Here is a 15026-nt window from a genome sequence, read left to right on the forward strand (position 1 = left end):
TTACTTTTTATTATATATTACAAGAACTTTTTCAGTGTTCTCAAGTGCTGAAAACCGTCTGTCCTGCCGCAATGGGATTACTCCCAGAACCGAATTTTCGGTGTCGCAGATCAGCCAGATTTTTTGCCTCGCTAAATTAGACAATTTTTCATCCCTGAGAAACTTAGAAACCTTCTTTTTGCCTGAAAATCCTGATGGGAAAAATTCGTCGCCATCATTCTGCTTTCTGAGTTTCAGAGGAAATTTTAATTTTTCAGCATCGAAATTCCAAATAAAGGCTGTTCCAAAATCATTATAGTTTTCAACTTTATCTTCGAGATTTAAAGAAAAATGGTTTTCAGAAAAGTCAAAATCTGCAATTAAGATCAACTCTTCTTTAATAACGTTTTGATTTTCAAGTGTTTTTTGGATAATCAGATCGTTTCTGTGAATAAAAATCTGATGGGTTATGGAGAAAAAAGAACTTCCGTTTTCTGCTGAGAATATTTTAGCAATTTCCTCAGTTTTACTGAAGCCATACTTTTTCAAAATCTCAAATTTCACAAAATCAGATTCTTTCGCCAGTTTTTCTTTGGATAAAATTTGAGGATTTGAATTTGAAACCGTTATTTTTTGTTCAATCTCAGCTATTTTTTCCACGACAAAATTTTTGGTTTGACTTAAATAATCTAAACTTTTACTGAAATTCTGAAGAAAATATTCGTTTGTTTCCAGCAGTTTCGGAGTGATTTCATTTCGGATTCTGTTCCGTAAATAATCATTTTTTTTGTTGGAAAGATCTTCACGAAATTCAATTTTGTTTTCTTTCGCAAAATCATAGATTTCCTGTTTGCTAAAGTCTAAAAGTGGTCTCAGAATTTGATTTTCATTCGATGGAATTCCACTCAAACCTTTTAAACCTGAAGCTTTTGAAAGATTGATAATAAATGTTTCAAGCTGATCGTTCAGATGATGCGCTGTCACCAGAAAATCAATATTTTCTTCCTGTTGAATTTTTCTGAAAAACTGATACCTCAGATCCCTCGCCCAAAGCTGAATAGAGTTTTCAGGCTGCTGATCTTTTTCCGAAACTTCGTATAAATGAAATTTAATATTAAAATTTTTACAGAAGTCTTCTACAGTTTTTTGATCCAAATCTGAATAGTTTCCCCGAAGTTTATAATTGATATGTGCTACCTCAAATGAAAGCTGTAAATCCTTGAAAATACTCGCCATAACCATAGAATCTGCACCTCCGCTCACCGCTAAGAGATATTTTTTGGTTTTAAATTCAGAAATGAGGTTTGAAATCTTAGATTCTACCGATTTTAGGCTCAGCATTTGCAGCAGGTTTTGACTTAACAAAGATAGCATTTACCATTTAATTGAATTTTTCTACCTTTGGAGCTATCTTAAAATTAAAAAAAGATTGTTTATGAAAATTTTTAAAATCTTAGCAGCTTCTGCTGTAGTTTTGGGAATGACTTCGTGTGTAAGTAAAAAACAGTACGAGGCTTTAAGCTCAAATTACAAGCAGTGTATCGAAAACATCGGAGAAAGACAAAGAGAAATTCAGGATCTGAAATCTCAAAATGCAAGCCTGTCTAGTGAAAACAATTTATTGAAAAGTCAGCATGATGCTTTGAAATCATCTTTAGATGCATGTCTTTCAAATTCAGGGAAAAGTTCTGCAAATATTGACAAATTGGTGGGAGAAATCAATTCTTCCAATGCTTATATCAAGCAGCTTATCGCTTCAAATGCAAAAAATGACAGTTTAAATTTAGCTTTATCAAACAAACTGAAAAGATCTTTGGATAACGTAACTGATCAGGATGTTCAGGTAAAAGTGCTTAAAGGTGTGGTAATGATCTCATTATCAGACAAAATGTTGTACAAAACTGGAGATTACAACGTATTGCCTGCAGCCCAGGAAGTTTTGGGTAAAGTAGCGAAGGTAATTAACGACTACGACAAATATTCTGTATTGATAGAAGGTAACACAGATAATGTTGCTCTGAATTCTTCAAGCTTACCGAGAGACAACTGGGATCTTTCTGCTTTGAGAGGTACTTCAATTGCTAAAGTTCTGCAGACCCAGTTTGGGGTTGACCCAGCAAGAATCACAGCGGGTGGACGTTCTGAATACAATCCTAAAGCAACCAATATGAGCGTTTCCGGAAGAGCTGAAAACAGAAGAACGGAAATTATCATTATGCCGAAGCTGGATGAGTTTATGAAATTGATGGATATTACTCCAAAAAAATAATTTCACTCAGCTGATAAAAACAAAAGATCTCGATGTTTATCGGGATCTTTTTAATTTAGTTAAACCACATTTTCTCTTTCAATCAAGCTGAAAATGTAATCGAGGAAATTCTGCAGGTTTGTGAACCCCGGTTTATTTTTTTTCATCACCTTTAATACAGTATTTTTACCTATATCATTGATGTGTCAAAAGTACAAGCCTTATTTTAAATATACAATCCGTATTTTTACGGTATTTTAAATGAAAAAAATTTCGTAAAGAGATTTTGAGAAATCAGATTATTAAAATTATAACATGAGTTATTTCGAAGAAAAACACCCTGAAATGGACAGATATCTGGAAGATCACGCTTCTGCGGAGCCTGAAATTCTGAAAAAACTGAGAAGAGAAACATATCAGAAAACCACACAGCCTCACATGATTTCCGGCTATCAGCAGGGAAGGCTTTTGAGTATCATCTCAAAAATGCTCAATCCTAAAAATATTTTAGAAATCGGAACTTTTACAGGTTATGCGACATTGTCGTTAGCTGAAGGATTATCAGCTGAAGGGAAAATTACAACTTTAGACGTCAACGAAGATTTGGCTTATTTTCCGAGAAAATATTTTGCTGAGAGTAAATTTTCTTCCCAAATCGATTTTAGAATTCAGGATGCTAAAGAATTTTTAAAAGAGACTAATGAGGCATTTGACCTTGTTTTTATTGATGCCGATAAAGAAAGTTACGCAGAATATTTCAGGCTGATAAAACCAAAAACAAAATCAGGATCTGTAGTTCTGTTTGATAATGTCTTGTGGTACGGAAAAGTTTTAGATGAAAATCCTAAGCAGAAATCTACCCAAATCATCAAAGAACTGAATGATTTGGCAGCTGAGGACGAAGATTTTGATAATCTTATTTTACCTTTGCGTGACGGAGTAAATTTTCTGAGAAGAAAATAATTTCAGAGAAAGAATCCCGACTTTAAATTTTAACCTTTCAATGATGAACAAAGGAGTTTGTACAGTAACTGTGGCGCCGGTGAGGGCAGAAAATTCGGATAGAGCAGAGATCGTAACCGAAATTCTTTTCGGTGAAAGTGCCGATATTTTGGAGGTCAATAAAAACTGGACCAAAATAAAAATGCACTACGACGGCTATGAAGGCTGGATGGATACCAAGCAGATCAAAACGGTTTCTGATGAATATTTAACCAACAGAAAAGTTACAGTGGTTACCGAAGATTTTTCTTCTGTGCTGATGAAAGACGGCAAAACGCTACTTTCCATGGGCTCTGAGGTTGAATTTCCGGTGGTGGCCTCCAAGCGAAGTCATAATTTGAGAGAAAGTATCGCTCTTACTGCTAAAGAATTCATTAATGTTCCCTATCTGTGGGGCGGTAAAAGCTTTTTTGCAGTCGACTGTTCCGGTTTTACGCAGTTGGTATTTAAAATTCATGATATAAAGCTTCCCCGCGATGCTTCACAGCAGGTGGAAGTGGGCGAGTCTCTTACTTTTGTGGAAGAAAGTGAGATGGGCGATCTGGCTTTCTTCGAGAATGCCGAGGGAAAAATTATTCACGTCGGAATTATGCTTGACAACCAGAAAATCATCCACGCATCAGGAAAAGTGAGAATTGATACTTTGGATTCTTCAGGGATTTTTAATAAAGAACTGAATCAACATACTCACAAACTTCGTGTCATTAAGAAACTGATTTAAATAATGAAATTGTCCACAGTCTTTTTTATTGCAAGCATCCTTTTGTTGAGCTTTATTTGGGGCTTCACCATTTTTTCCTATTCAAATCTGCCGGAAATTGTGCCTACACACTTTGCAGTCAATGGGACGATAAACGGGGAAAATCACAAAAATACCATTTGGTTTCTTCCTGCAATCGGAACTTTTATTTTTTTACTTCTCGCAGGTATACCAAGAAATCCGGAATCGCCCATGCTGAATGTTCCACAAAGCTATAGAAATAAAGAAAAGCTAAAGGTCTTTGCTTACAGTATACTTTTCGTCATCCTCCTTTTACTTGCGGATACTGTTCTAGAAGGTATTCTTATCGCACAAGGCGAATTAACTGAAATGTCCAACGCAGTATTTTTCCTTTTAGTGTCGCTTTTTTTAACCGTAGGATTTCATATTTTTAAAATGATAAAAGAAGAACGGAGAGAAACTTTAAATCTGAAAAATTGAGTTTTTTATATACCATTTTTGTCGGTCTGATGATCTTCGGGATGAAGATTTTCGCTCATTTCAATGCTAAAACTAAAAAAGGAGTTGAAGGAAGAAAGCAGTCTTTGAATATCATAAAATCTAAATTTTCTCCTGATGATGAGGTCTTGTGGATGCACGCGGCAAGTCTCGGAGAGTACGAACAGGGACTTCCGGTGCTTGAAAAATTAAAACAGAAATTTCCAGGTTATAAAATACTAGTCACATTTTTTTCACCTTCGGGTTACGAGAATGTAATTAAAAAGAAACCGCTTGCGGATGTGGTCTGTTATCTTCCGTTTGACAGAAATTCAGATTTAAAAGAATTTTTGAAAGCTTTTAAACCTAAACTCTTTCTTACGGTAAAATATGATTTCTGGTATAATTTACTGCGACAGTTAAAAGAAAACGATGCAAAAATATTTGTAGTTTCTGCACTGTTTTATGAAAGACAGAGTTTTTTTAAATCTTACGGAAAATGGTTTGTAAAACAACTGAAAGAGAATGTCGACTGGTTTTTTCATCAGACAAGACATTCTTATGTTTTGGCGAAAAGTATCGGCCTCGAAAAATCTTCTGTAACCGGAGATACAAGATTTGACCGTGTAAAGCAGATTAAAAATAGGGATAACTACGTTGATTTTATAGCGGAATTTATTTCAGGAAGAAAAACAATTGTTTTTGGAAGTTCGTGGCAGGCAGAAGAAAAAATAGCCAGAATTATTTCAGAAAAAATTCAGAATGTAAAACTCATTATCGCTCCACACGATTTAAAAAGAGTTCAAAATTTAAAAGAAATCTTTCCAACCGCAATTCTATACAGCGAATTGCAGACATCCAACATCCAACATTCAAAATCCGGCATTTTAATCATTGACAGCATCGGTCTGCTTTCAAAAATATATTCTTATGCTGATATCGCTGTTGTAGGCGGTGGTTTTCATGATTCAGGGCTGCATAATATTTTGGAAGCGGCAACTTTTGGAGTTCCTGTAATTTTCGGAAATCAGTATCGCAAAAATCCCGAAGCGGACGATTTAATAAAAGCCAATGGCGGTAAAACTTTTGAAACAGAAAAAGAAGCGGCAGATTTTATTTTAAAACTTGATAAAAATGAAAATTTGTTGAGCGAAATGTCTGGAAATGCGTCAAAATTCGTGAATGAAAAACCAAATTCCTCAGAACTGATTATTCAGAAAATTCTGTCACTTTAAAAAACCGTGATTTTTAATGTCTTTTATAATTAAATCAAAATGATCAGGGATTTTTTCGATGGTGAGCCAGTTTAAATCTATTCCGTTGTTGATGAAAAGTTTTTCAAGATAGACATTTGAAGTTATTTTATCGTGCAGTTCCGAAAGAAGTTCATCCAGTTCAATCCAGTAATCTTCATCCAGCTTTTTGGCGAGCAGAAGAGATTTCACCACTTTGTTAATAAGGTACAGGTAAAGTTTATAAATGTCGTTAAACCTTTGTCGGCTCAATTTGTCATTTGATTCTAAAATCTGGTTGATGAGAAAAAGATTTAAATATACATCACCAAATTTATCTGTTGTTACTTTCACATGCTCCGTAATCTCAGCACTAATTTTTCTGATGAGAACCACAAAATATTTTTGATTGCTGATGTATTTCGATGCAAATTCTACTTTTTCTTTGATGTGTTCTTCCATCGCATCGCGCTTCTGATCTGCGTTTTCAGTATCAATCAGTTCAAAATATAATTTTTTAGATAAAATTTTATCTTTCTTTAATAGTCTGAAAATTAAGCGGTCCTTTTCTATTGGTTTCAGCTCGCTCAGTGCAGCTTTAAATTCTTTAGAATACTCCATCAGTTAAATAATTTTGAATATTTCTTAAAACCATTGAAAGCCCAATTCATGGTATAATACATAGATTTTGCAGTTGAAAAATTCATAAAATCTTTGTACACCAAATATTGATCTTTAATAATATTCTGTTTTTTTCTTGAGATGCTTGTGGAGTGCATCCTGTATTTGGCCATCGTCTTCGGCAAAGCTTTTCCCTCTGGGATTTTCTTTAACAAATTAAGCCACATCACATGATCTTCCCGTTTGCTTCCTTCGGGGAAATATTCCTTTCCAACCCTTTTAGAATCGTACATTGACGAAAGAAGAGAAAGTCTGCAGGTTTTAAGTAAGTTTTGAAAAGTTACCGTTTTGTCTGCTTTAAAATCTTCAATTTGTGGGTTCAGATTTTCGTCACATCTGGCATAGTTGGAATAGGCGAGCTCGGCATTTTCTTTCGTCATAAAAGTCAGCATCTCTTCGAGAAATTCAGGATTCCAGAAATCATCAGCGTCTAAAAAAGTAATAAATCTTCCCGAAGTATTTTTTAGAGAAATATTTCTCGCATGCCCCGCGCCACCATTTTTTTCTGCAACTGTAAGTTTAATTCTTGGGTCAGAAATACTTTGAATAATATCCACCGAGTTGTCTTTGGAGCAATCATCTGTAATCAGCCATTCCCAGTCTGTAAAGGTTTGACTGAGCACTGAATCTATAGTTTCTCTCAAAAATTTCGAGGAATTATAACAGGGGGTGATGATGGAAATTTCGGGCATTTGCGACTTTTTGCACAAAGATAAACTTTTTAAAATGTGTGGAATTAAACCAAAATGATAAGAAAATGTAAAATATGATTCTAAATATGAAAAAAAATAACAAAGTATTTAAAAAAAATCATAATTTTAGCCCTTGAAAAAATGATCTATGAAGAAACTAGTATTATTGTTTGCGGGATTAGCTCTGTTTGCTACAACTACCACAGCTTGTAACGAGGATGAAGAAACAGCTCCAGAAGTTCCTTTGGTAGGAACCTGGCAACCATTAGCTGAGGTAAGAACCGAAGTAGATGTAGATGGCGATGGCGTAAGTGATCAGATTGTTTACAGCACTTGTCAGCAGCAGGCTAGATGGGTTTTTAAAGACAACAACTCAGGAACACGTACCACCTTTCAGGAATCTGGGGTGTCTCCCGTGGTTTGTACACAGACTTCAAACCGTACTTTTTCTTACACATTTGACAGAGGGACTAAAGCTGTAGAATTAAAATATCAGGGAACCATTGTTTCAGATAAAGGAACAATCACGAGACTTGATGCAGATGCAATGAATCTGATGATTGAAGACAAAACTAATCCTGCAGTTTACAAAACGGTAACTTATTCTTTCAAAAGAATTCCGCAATAATTTTTTGAATATATTGAATTAACATATAAAATCTCATCTTCAGATGGGATTTTTTGTTTTAGGCCTGGTTTATTTTAACTCATATTTCTTTAAAAATCATTATTTTTGTGAATCAGGATTTAAGATTTAGAGAATATCTGAAGTCCTGCATCTAACATCTAACAAATTAAGAAACGTGTTTTACGATCATCAGCAGATAGAAAAAAAGTGGCAGAAATACTGGGAAGACAATCAGACTTACAAGACTTCCGATAAAACAGACAAACCGAAATTTTACGTACTCGATATGTTTCCGTATCCATCGGGAGCGGGGCTTCACGTGGGGCATCCGCTGGGATATATTGCTTCAGATATTTATGCGAGATACAAAAGACATCAGGGTTTCAATGTTCTTCATCCGGTTGGTTACGATTCTTTCGGGCTTCCGGCTGAGCAATATGCTATTCAGACCGGGCAACATCCGGCAGTTACTACTGAACAGAACATTACAAGATACGAAGAGCAGTTAAGAAAGATTGGTTTCTCTTTCGACTGGAGTAGGGAAGTGAGAACTTCCGACGCATCTTATTATAAATGGACGCAGTGGATTTTTATCGAACTTTTCCATTCCTGGTATAATAAAAGTACCGACAAGGCCGAATCTATCAAAACTTTAATTCAACATTTTGAAGAAAAAGGATCGGAAGGTTTAAGTGCCAATCAAAACGAAGAATTAAATTTTACAGCAGAAGAATGGAAATCTGCTTTGGAAATTGATAAGGAAGATATCCTTTTAAATTACCGTTTAGCCTACAGAGCTGAAACTACAGTCAACTGGTGTCCTGCATTGGGAACTGTTTTGGCCAATGACGAAGTGAAAGACGGAAAATCCGAAAGAGGAGGTTATCCGGTTTTCCAAAAGAAAATGATGCAGTGGAGCATGAGAATTTCTGCTTACTCTGAAAGGCTTTTACAAGGTTTAAAAACTTTAGACTGGCCTCAGCCGTTGAAAGATTCACAGGAATATTGGATCGGAAAATCTCAAGGAGCACAGGTTAGATTTAATGTTGAAGGTCATGACGAAATCGTTGAGGTTTTCACTACAAGACCTGATACCATTTTCGGAGCAACTTTTATGGTTTTGGCACCAGAAAATCCTTTGGTAGAAAATATTACCACAGCAGAACAGAAATCTGAAGTTGAAAATTACATCGAAGAAACTTCCAAGAAAACCGAGCGTGATAGAATGGCAGACGTGAAAAACGTTTCCGGGGCTTTCACGGGAAGTTATGCCGTCAATCCGTTCAGTGGAAAAAAGATGCCGGTTTATATTTCAGATTATGTATTGATGGGTTACGGAACTGGAGCTGTAATGGCTGTTCCGGCACACGATGACCGTGATCACAGATTTGCAAAGAAATTTAATTTGGAAATAATAAAAGTTGTAGAAACAGATGAAGACATTCAGGAAAAATCTTTTGATTCTAAAGATTCTGTTTGTGTAAATTCTGATTTCTTAAACGGTTTAAATTATAATGATGCGAAATCAAAAATAATTGCAGAGATCGAAAACAGAGCAATTGGTCACGGAACTACAAACTACAGGCAGCGTGATGCGATTTTTTCAAGACAGAGATACTGGGGCGAGCCGGTGCCAATCTATTATAAAGATGGAATGCCGTACACTCTGCCAACTTCCGCTTTGCCTTTGGAACTTCCTGAAGTTGAAAAATATTTACCAACAGAAGACGGTGATCCACCTTTAGGAAATGCAAAAAAATGGCATTGGGATGAAATCAACGAAAAAGTTGTTTCAATAAATGACAATGAGGAGCCTCCATTGGGGGTTTGGGGGATTGAATTATCCACAATGCCGGGTTGGGCAGGTAGCTCATGGTATTTTTTAAGATATATGGATCCAAATAATGATGAGGTTTTTGCTGAAAAAGAACTTTCAGATTATTGGGGACAGGTAGATTTATACATCGGCGGAAGCGAGCATGCAACCGGTCACTTATTGTATTCCCGTTTTTGGAATATGTTCTTAAAGGATAGAGGATATATTAATAATGATGAGCCTTTCCAAAAGTTGATCAATCAAGGAATGATTTTGGGGATGAGTGCGTTTGTTTACAGAGTTGAAGGAACAAACCAATATGTTTCTAAAAATTTGGCAAAAGATTACAAGACTCAGGCAATTCACGTTGATGTTTCCCTATTAAAAGGAACTTCTGACGAATTGGATACTGAAGCTTTCAAATCTTGGAGACCAGATTATGCTGATGCTGAATTTATTTTGGAAGATGGAAAATACATCACAGGTCGTGAAGTAGAAAAAATGTCCAAATCAAAATACAATGTTGTAAATCCTGATGACATCTGTGAAGAATATGGTGCAGACGGTTTAAGACTATATGAAATGTTTTTGGGTCCATTGGAACAATCAAAGCCGTGGAACACACAGGGTTTGAGCGGAGTTTACGGCTTTCTCAAGAAATTCTGGAATTTATATTTTAATGGAGAGGTTTTTGAAGTATCTGACGAAGAGCCAACGAAAGCGGAATATAAAGTTCTGCATACCTTGATAAAAAAGGTGGTGTATGACATAGAAAATTTCTCTTTCAATACTTCCGTTTCATCATTTATGATTGCTGTAAACGAATTGCAGAAATTAAAATGTAACAAACGCAATATTTTAGAGCCTTTAGCCGTTGTAATTTCTCCCTATGCGCCGCACATCTGCGAAGAATTGTGGAACATGATGGGAAATACAGATTCAATAGAATATGTAGAATTTCCGAAGCTGGAAGAAAAGTATCTTGAAGAAGATGAAATTGAATATCCAGTGAGCGTAAACGGGAAGATGAAATTTAAAATAACACTCCCTGCTCAACTTTCTGCACAGGAAGTGCAGGATATAGTGCTTCAAAATGACAAAATGGAACAGATTTTGGACGGTAAAACTCCGAAAAAAATAATTGTAGTACCTAAAAAGATAGTGAATATCGTAATTTAAAAAATAATTAACATTGGAATATTCAAAAAAATACACAATCAAAATTTTTGAATATTCAATGTTTTTTTAATTATTACCACAGTATTCATAATATAAATTTTTATTTTTAATGAAAGTGGAACAGTTTTATAAATTGTTATTCTAAAAATATAAAATGTTTATTTATGTCTCTTGCATTTTAAATTATTTTATCTTTATTTTACAATCTGAAATTTTTAAACAATATAATTTAGTTAAATATGGAAATGAATGTTTCAAAGAATGATGAGCAAGTAGTTGCTAAAAAGATGGGTGGTCTTAACCCTGCAATTGTAATTCCTATTCTATTTGTAATTGGGGTTGCTATTTATATGTTTGTACTGGGTAACCCTTCAAACTTCCAGCATCCAGATCAGTTTAAAGGTGCAGCTTCTGTAGCTTTGTCTGACGTTGAAGGAAAAAAAATTGAGCCTGCTGAAGGATCAATGATGGGGATCGTTTACAAAGGAGGTCCTGTAGTACCAATCTTGCTTACATTTATGATCACGGTTTTAGTGTTCTCTATTGAAAGAGCTATGGTTTTAGGTAGAGCGAGTGGTAAAAACAACCTGGATAACTTCGTATCAACGATCAGAACTTATCTGAACAAAAACCAAATCAATGAAGCTTTGGAAGAGTGTGACAGACAGCAAGGTTCTGTGGGGAACGTTGTAAAAGAAGGTCTTACTACTTACAAAATTCTTGAGAAAGATGCGACTCTTAACAAAGAGCAAAAACTGGTAGCATTAAGCAAGTCTCTTGAAGAAGCTACTACTTTAGAAATGCCGATGCTTGAGAAAAACATGATGATTCTTTCTACTTTAGGTACTGTAGCAACTTTGATTGCACTATTAGGAACGGTACTTGGTATGATTAAAGCGTTTGCTGCTCTAGGTGCAGGTGGAGGATCTCCGGATGCTGCTGCCCTTTCAACAGGTATCTCTGAAGCATTGATCAACACGGCTTTAGGTATTGGTACTTCAGCGATTGCAATTATCCTTTACAACTATTTTACATCTAAAATTGATGGATTAACTTATAAAATAGACGAAATCGGATTAAGCATTCAGCAATCTTTTGCAGAATTCAACTAAGAGTTGGATAATGTCTGCAAACAGACACAATCTTATTTTGTTAAATTTTATAAATATTTAATATGGCGAGAGTCAAACCAAAAAGACACGGGGTAGTTACGGATATGACGGCAATGTGCGACGTTGCTTTCCTGCTCCTTACGTTCTTCATCCTTACAACGCAGTTTAAAAAGCCGGATGCAGAGCAGATTACTACGCCATCTTCAGTTTCAACACAAAAGTTGGATGATACCAACTTGATGACAATAAGTGTAACTCCTGACGGAAGATTCTTCTTTACACCTACTGTTACACCTACCGAGAGAGAGCAGATTCTTGATCTTATGGCTGGTGAATACAGAATCGGGTTTACTGAGGCACAGAAGAAAGCATTTAAGAATGCAAGTGCCATCGGAGTTCCAATGAAACAGCTTCCTTCTTATCTTGATAAGCCGGAAGATGTGAGACAGCAGATTAAAGGAGTTTCAATTCCTATGGACAGCGTGAATAAAGAATTGACAAGTTGGGTAAAATATTCTCTGCAGGCAAATCCTAATGCTAAATTAGCAATCAAGGGAGATGCAAAAGCACAGTATCCACAGTTCAAAGCTCTTTTTGAGGGATTGAAAGATATACAGTTTTATAAATTTGTACTGATTACATCTTCAGAGTAGTCGGATTAAAATAGAAGAGAAATGGCAGAAGTACAAGTACAGGAAAAAGGCGGGAAAGGCGGCAAGGTCCGTTCGAAAAAACATAACGCCAGAGTAGATATGACTCCAATGGTGGATCTTGGTTTCCTGTTGATCACATTCTTTATGTTTACCACAACTTTCAGTAAACCCAATATTATGGATATGAAGTTGCCGGCTAAACCAGATAAAAATCAACAAGTTAAAGATCCTGAAATTGACCTTTCAAATGCGATCACTTTCCTTTTAGGAAAAGATAACAAGATGTATTATCACCAGTTAGACCAAAACGGTCTTACTGATCCAGGGAAACTTGCGGAAACAACGTTGGATTCTGAAGATATTGCAAAAGTTATTGCAACCGCAAAATCAAGAGCAAAAAGACCGGATATCTTCACGGTAATTATCAAACCGACTGATGATTCTACTTACGAGAATTTTGTAGATATTCTGGATGAAATGGCTATTACAAAAACTGATCACTACGGTATCGGCGAAGTGAAGCCTTGGGAAAAAACTGTTTATGACCAGAAAGTGGGTAATAAATAAGTGGTTTAATAATTAAATTAAAAAGTATGTCAACAGATAATTATAATGCTCCGGTACCCACTCTTGATGAGGTGGTATTTGAGGGCAGAAATAAAGAATATGGTGCGTATGATCTGAGACAGGCGTACAGACCATTGTTAACAAAGGCATTTCTTTTGGGAACTCTTATCTTCGTTCTTTTAGTAGTGGGTCCGTTTTTATATTTAAAAATGACTCAGGAAAAAGCACCAGAAGATAAGATTGTTGAAGTGAATTTAGATGATATCAAAGATTTACCTCCACCACCTGAAGAAATCAAGGCACCGCCACCACCACCGCCACCACCTGTGGAGCCACCAAAAGTGGAAATTGTGAAGGATATGATCCCTGAGCCGAAACCAAATCCTAAAGTGGAAGAACCGCCGAAGAAGATGGAAGAAACTAAGGATACAACAACCGGAACAGTGGATCAGAAAGGTGATAAGACTACGGCATTCGTTGCACCGCCACCACCTAAAGATACAGGAGCAGGTAAAGCTGTGGAAGCACCAAAAGTAGATCCTAATAAAATTGTAGAAGGAGGTCTTGAGCAACAGGCGGACTTTGTAGGAGGTATCGAAAAGTTCAGAAGATTAGTAGGTGAAAATTTCGACCAGTCTGATTTTGAAGGACTTGGAGAAACCGTAAGCACCAGCATCAGTTTCGTTGTAGAAAGGGACGGTTCAATCTCCGATGTTAAGGCAAGCGGACCAAACTCAGCATTTAATAAGGAAGCTGAAAGAACAATCCGAGGGATCAAAGGTAAATGGACGCCTGGTAAATTACAAGGTGAGTCAGTAAGATCAAGATTTAGATTGCCGCTTAAAATGGCATTTGAATAATCTGATTTATATTCATAAAAAAGAGCAGCAATTTATTTTGTTGCTCTTTTTTTATTAACTTTTTTTAACTAGCAGACTGATATTATTTTAGTATTTTTGCTATATGTTGTTTAGATATTTATCAATTTTGGTGGGTTTGTGCTACATATCAGTAGGCATTTTTACTGTTGTTTATAAGGCATTTATTGTCTTTCCTCTGGAGCAGGTTACGGCTTATCTGCTGGGTGCTGTGCTGATAGGCTACGGTATTTTCAGAATTGGGAGAGGTATTTATCAGATTAAAAATTCTAATCAGGATGAATAAGTATCTTTTAATTCTAATACTTTTTTGTGGATTGTCTGTAAGCTGTTCGAAGGACACTACTGATTCTCCCCAGACAGGAGCTATTACAGTTATAGCAGATGAATCTTTCGAGAATGTTACACGGGTTTTGAAAGACAGATATATGCTGTTTTATCCTAAAACCAAAATTAATCTTGAGATAAAAAAAGAAAATGTGGCTTTGCAGGATCTTTTGAAAGGAAATGCAAGGGTGATCGTGTTATCCAGAGATCTTACCAGTGATGAAAAGAAAGCATTCAAACAGAAGTTTAATTCGGATATTGAGCCGGCAAGATTTGCTGCTGACGGGCTTGTTTTCATCGTTTCAAAAGAATCTGCTTTAAAAAGTATTTCTGTGGATGAAGTGAAAAGAAGGCTGCAGGATGGAAAGAATACTTTAATTTTTGACGGATCAAATTCAGCAAATACTAGTTTCGTTGCTAAAAGATTAGGGATATCACCGAATGATTTAAAATATTCTTCGCTTTCATCTAACGAAGATATCATAGCACAGATCAACAAATATCCAAACAGTATTGGTGTGATAGGATATAATGCGATCAGCAGACCTCATAATACAGAAGCAAAAAAGTTTCGTGAGTCTGTAAACATCCTGCCGGTAATCAATCAGGAGGGAAAGACGGTTGCAATCTCTCCGGACACCATGAAGAACAACGCATATCCCTTTACCCGAATTCTCTATTTCATTACCAATGAAGCTTACTTTGGTTTGGGTAACGGTTTTATCAGATTTTCCTGCTCTCAGCCTGGTCAGATTATCGTGAGAAAACAGGGATTACAGCCTTTCTACATCATTCCAAGAGAGGTTAAGATTACTGAGGAATAGATTATTGGTC

General features: G+C 35.9%; 16 protein-coding genes. 13 read left to right on the top strand and 3 right to left on the bottom strand.

Annotation, left to right across the window (positions count from 1 at the left end):
* On the bottom strand, positions 1-1320 hold the full coding sequence (gene tilS, locus ASG31_RS17150) for a tRNA lysidine(34) synthetase TilS (protein WP_056035707.1): 1320 nt from the start codon (positions 1318-1320) through the stop codon (positions 1-3).
* Positions 1321-1414: 94 nt separating this feature from the next.
* On the opposite strand from tilS, the gene ASG31_RS17155 reads away from it, so the two are divergent.
* The 5 genes from ASG31_RS17155 (at position 1415) to ASG31_RS17175 (ending at position 5662) form a co-directional block, all read left to right on the top strand.
* Positions 1415-2248, top strand: a complete 834-nt coding sequence (locus ASG31_RS17155; protein ID WP_056035709.1) for an OmpA family protein — start codon at positions 1415-1417, stop codon at positions 2246-2248.
* A gap of 294 nt (positions 2249-2542) precedes the next feature.
* Complete coding sequence (locus ASG31_RS17160) at positions 2543-3190, top strand: O-methyltransferase (protein WP_056035713.1); 648 nt, start codon at positions 2543-2545, stop codon at positions 3188-3190.
* Positions 3191-3233: 43 nt separating this feature from the next.
* Positions 3234-3950: a C40 family peptidase gene (locus tag ASG31_RS17165; protein WP_056035715.1), complete on the top strand. Its 717-nt coding sequence runs from the start codon at positions 3234-3236 to the stop codon at positions 3948-3950.
* Between the two features lie 3 nt (positions 3951-3953).
* Positions 3954-4430: a DUF1648 domain-containing protein gene (locus ASG31_RS17170; RefSeq protein WP_056035718.1), complete on the top strand. Its 477-nt coding sequence runs from the start codon at positions 3954-3956 to the stop codon at positions 4428-4430.
* The gene (locus tag ASG31_RS17175) at positions 4427-5662 is read left to right on the top strand and encodes a 3-deoxy-D-manno-octulosonic acid transferase (protein WP_056035721.1); all 1236 of its coding nucleotides are present in this window, start codon (positions 4427-4429) and stop codon (positions 5660-5662) included. The genes ASG31_RS17170 and ASG31_RS17175 overlap by 4 nt, the downstream gene beginning before the upstream one ends.
* Here the strand turns inward: ASG31_RS17175 and ASG31_RS17180 are convergent.
* Positions 5654-6280, bottom strand: coding sequence for a hypothetical protein (locus ASG31_RS17180; RefSeq protein WP_056035723.1), 627 nt, complete (start codon positions 6278-6280; stop codon positions 5654-5656). The genes ASG31_RS17175 and ASG31_RS17180 overlap by 9 nt on opposite strands.
* Positions 6280-7032 carry a glycosyltransferase family 2 protein gene (locus tag ASG31_RS17185; protein ID WP_056035725.1) on the bottom strand — a complete coding sequence of 251 codons (753 nt, stop codon included), beginning with the start codon at positions 7030-7032 and terminating at the stop codon, positions 6280-6282. Before ASG31_RS17185 ends, ASG31_RS17180 begins: the two co-directional genes overlap by 1 nt.
* A gap of 148 nt (positions 7033-7180) precedes the next feature.
* Between ASG31_RS17185 and ASG31_RS17190 the strand changes: the two genes are divergently transcribed.
* From ASG31_RS17190 to ASG31_RS17225, 8 genes are all read left to right on the top strand, one after another.
* Positions 7181-7660, top strand: a complete 480-nt coding sequence (locus ASG31_RS17190) for a lipocalin family protein (RefSeq protein WP_056035728.1) — start codon at positions 7181-7183, stop codon at positions 7658-7660.
* A gap of 175 nt (positions 7661-7835) precedes the next feature.
* Positions 7836-10655 (top strand): leucine--tRNA ligase, encoded by a 2820-nt coding sequence (gene leuS, locus ASG31_RS17195; protein WP_056035731.1) that lies wholly within the window; start codon positions 7836-7838, stop codon positions 10653-10655.
* A gap of 239 nt (positions 10656-10894) precedes the next feature.
* Positions 10895-11767, top strand: a complete 873-nt coding sequence (locus ASG31_RS17200) for a MotA/TolQ/ExbB proton channel family protein (protein WP_056035733.1) — start codon at positions 10895-10897, stop codon at positions 11765-11767.
* A gap of 62 nt (positions 11768-11829) precedes the next feature.
* Complete coding sequence (locus ASG31_RS17205; RefSeq protein ID WP_056035736.1) at positions 11830-12420, top strand: ExbD/TolR family protein; 591 nt, start codon at positions 11830-11832, stop codon at positions 12418-12420.
* A 21-nt stretch (positions 12421-12441) separates the two neighbouring features.
* Positions 12442-12987, top strand: coding sequence for an ExbD/TolR family protein (locus ASG31_RS17210; RefSeq protein ID WP_056035739.1), 546 nt, complete (start codon positions 12442-12444; stop codon positions 12985-12987).
* A gap of 26 nt (positions 12988-13013) precedes the next feature.
* Positions 13014-13847 (top strand): energy transducer TonB, encoded by an 834-nt coding sequence (locus ASG31_RS17215; RefSeq protein ID WP_056035742.1) that lies wholly within the window; start codon positions 13014-13016, stop codon positions 13845-13847.
* A 130-nt stretch (positions 13848-13977) separates the two neighbouring features.
* A complete protein-coding gene (locus tag ASG31_RS17220; RefSeq protein ID WP_231433795.1) occupies positions 13978-14151 on the top strand; it encodes a C4-dicarboxylate ABC transporter in 174 nt (57 codons plus the stop codon).
* Positions 14144-15016, top strand: coding sequence for a PstS family phosphate ABC transporter substrate-binding protein (locus ASG31_RS17225; RefSeq protein ID WP_082504620.1), 873 nt, complete (start codon positions 14144-14146; stop codon positions 15014-15016). Before ASG31_RS17220 ends, ASG31_RS17225 begins: the two co-directional genes overlap by 8 nt.
* Positions 15017-15026 lie beyond the last annotated feature (10 nt).

The sequence above is a fragment of the Chryseobacterium sp. Leaf404 genome, from assembly GCF_001424145.1.
Lineage (GTDB): Bacteria > Bacteroidota > Bacteroidia > Flavobacteriales > Weeksellaceae > Chryseobacterium.

Excerpts from the sequence above, each read along its gene's own strand:
- ASG31_RS17205 (WP_056035736.1), top strand. The coding sequence starts at position 11,830 with ATGGCGAGAGTCAAACCAAAAAGACACGGGGTAGTTACGGATATGACG.
- ASG31_RS17210 (WP_056035739.1), top strand. The coding sequence starts at position 12,442 with ATGGCAGAAGTACAAGTACAGGAAAAAGGCGGGAAAGGCGGCAAGGTC.
- ASG31_RS17155 (WP_056035709.1), top strand. The coding sequence starts at position 1,415 with ATGAAAATTTTTAAAATCTTAGCAGCTTCTGCTGTAGTTTTGGGAATG.
- ASG31_RS17165 (WP_056035715.1), top strand. The coding sequence starts at position 3,234 with ATGAACAAAGGAGTTTGTACAGTAACTGTGGCGCCGGTGAGGGCAGAA.
- ASG31_RS17180 (WP_056035723.1), bottom strand. The coding sequence starts at position 6,280 with ATGGAGTATTCTAAAGAATTTAAAGCTGCACTGAGCGAGCTGAAACCA.
- ASG31_RS17215 (WP_056035742.1), top strand. The coding sequence starts at position 13,014 with ATGTCAACAGATAATTATAATGCTCCGGTACCCACTCTTGATGAGGTG.
- ASG31_RS17160 (WP_056035713.1), top strand. The coding sequence starts at position 2,543 with ATGAGTTATTTCGAAGAAAAACACCCTGAAATGGACAGATATCTGGAA.
- ASG31_RS17190 (WP_056035728.1), top strand. The coding sequence starts at position 7,181 with ATGAAGAAACTAGTATTATTGTTTGCGGGATTAGCTCTGTTTGCTACA.
- ASG31_RS17185 (WP_056035725.1), bottom strand. The coding sequence starts at position 7,032 with ATGCCCGAAATTTCCATCATCACCCCCTGTTATAATTCCTCGAAATTT.
- tilS (WP_056035707.1), bottom strand. The coding sequence starts at position 1,320 with ATGCTGAGCCTAAAATCGGTAGAATCTAAGATTTCAAACCTCATTTCT.
- ASG31_RS17200 (WP_056035733.1), top strand. The coding sequence starts at position 10,895 with ATGGAAATGAATGTTTCAAAGAATGATGAGCAAGTAGTTGCTAAAAAG.
- ASG31_RS17225 (WP_082504620.1), top strand. The coding sequence starts at position 14,144 with ATGAATAAGTATCTTTTAATTCTAATACTTTTTTGTGGATTGTCTGTA.
- ASG31_RS17170 (WP_056035718.1), top strand. The coding sequence starts at position 3,954 with ATGAAATTGTCCACAGTCTTTTTTATTGCAAGCATCCTTTTGTTGAGC.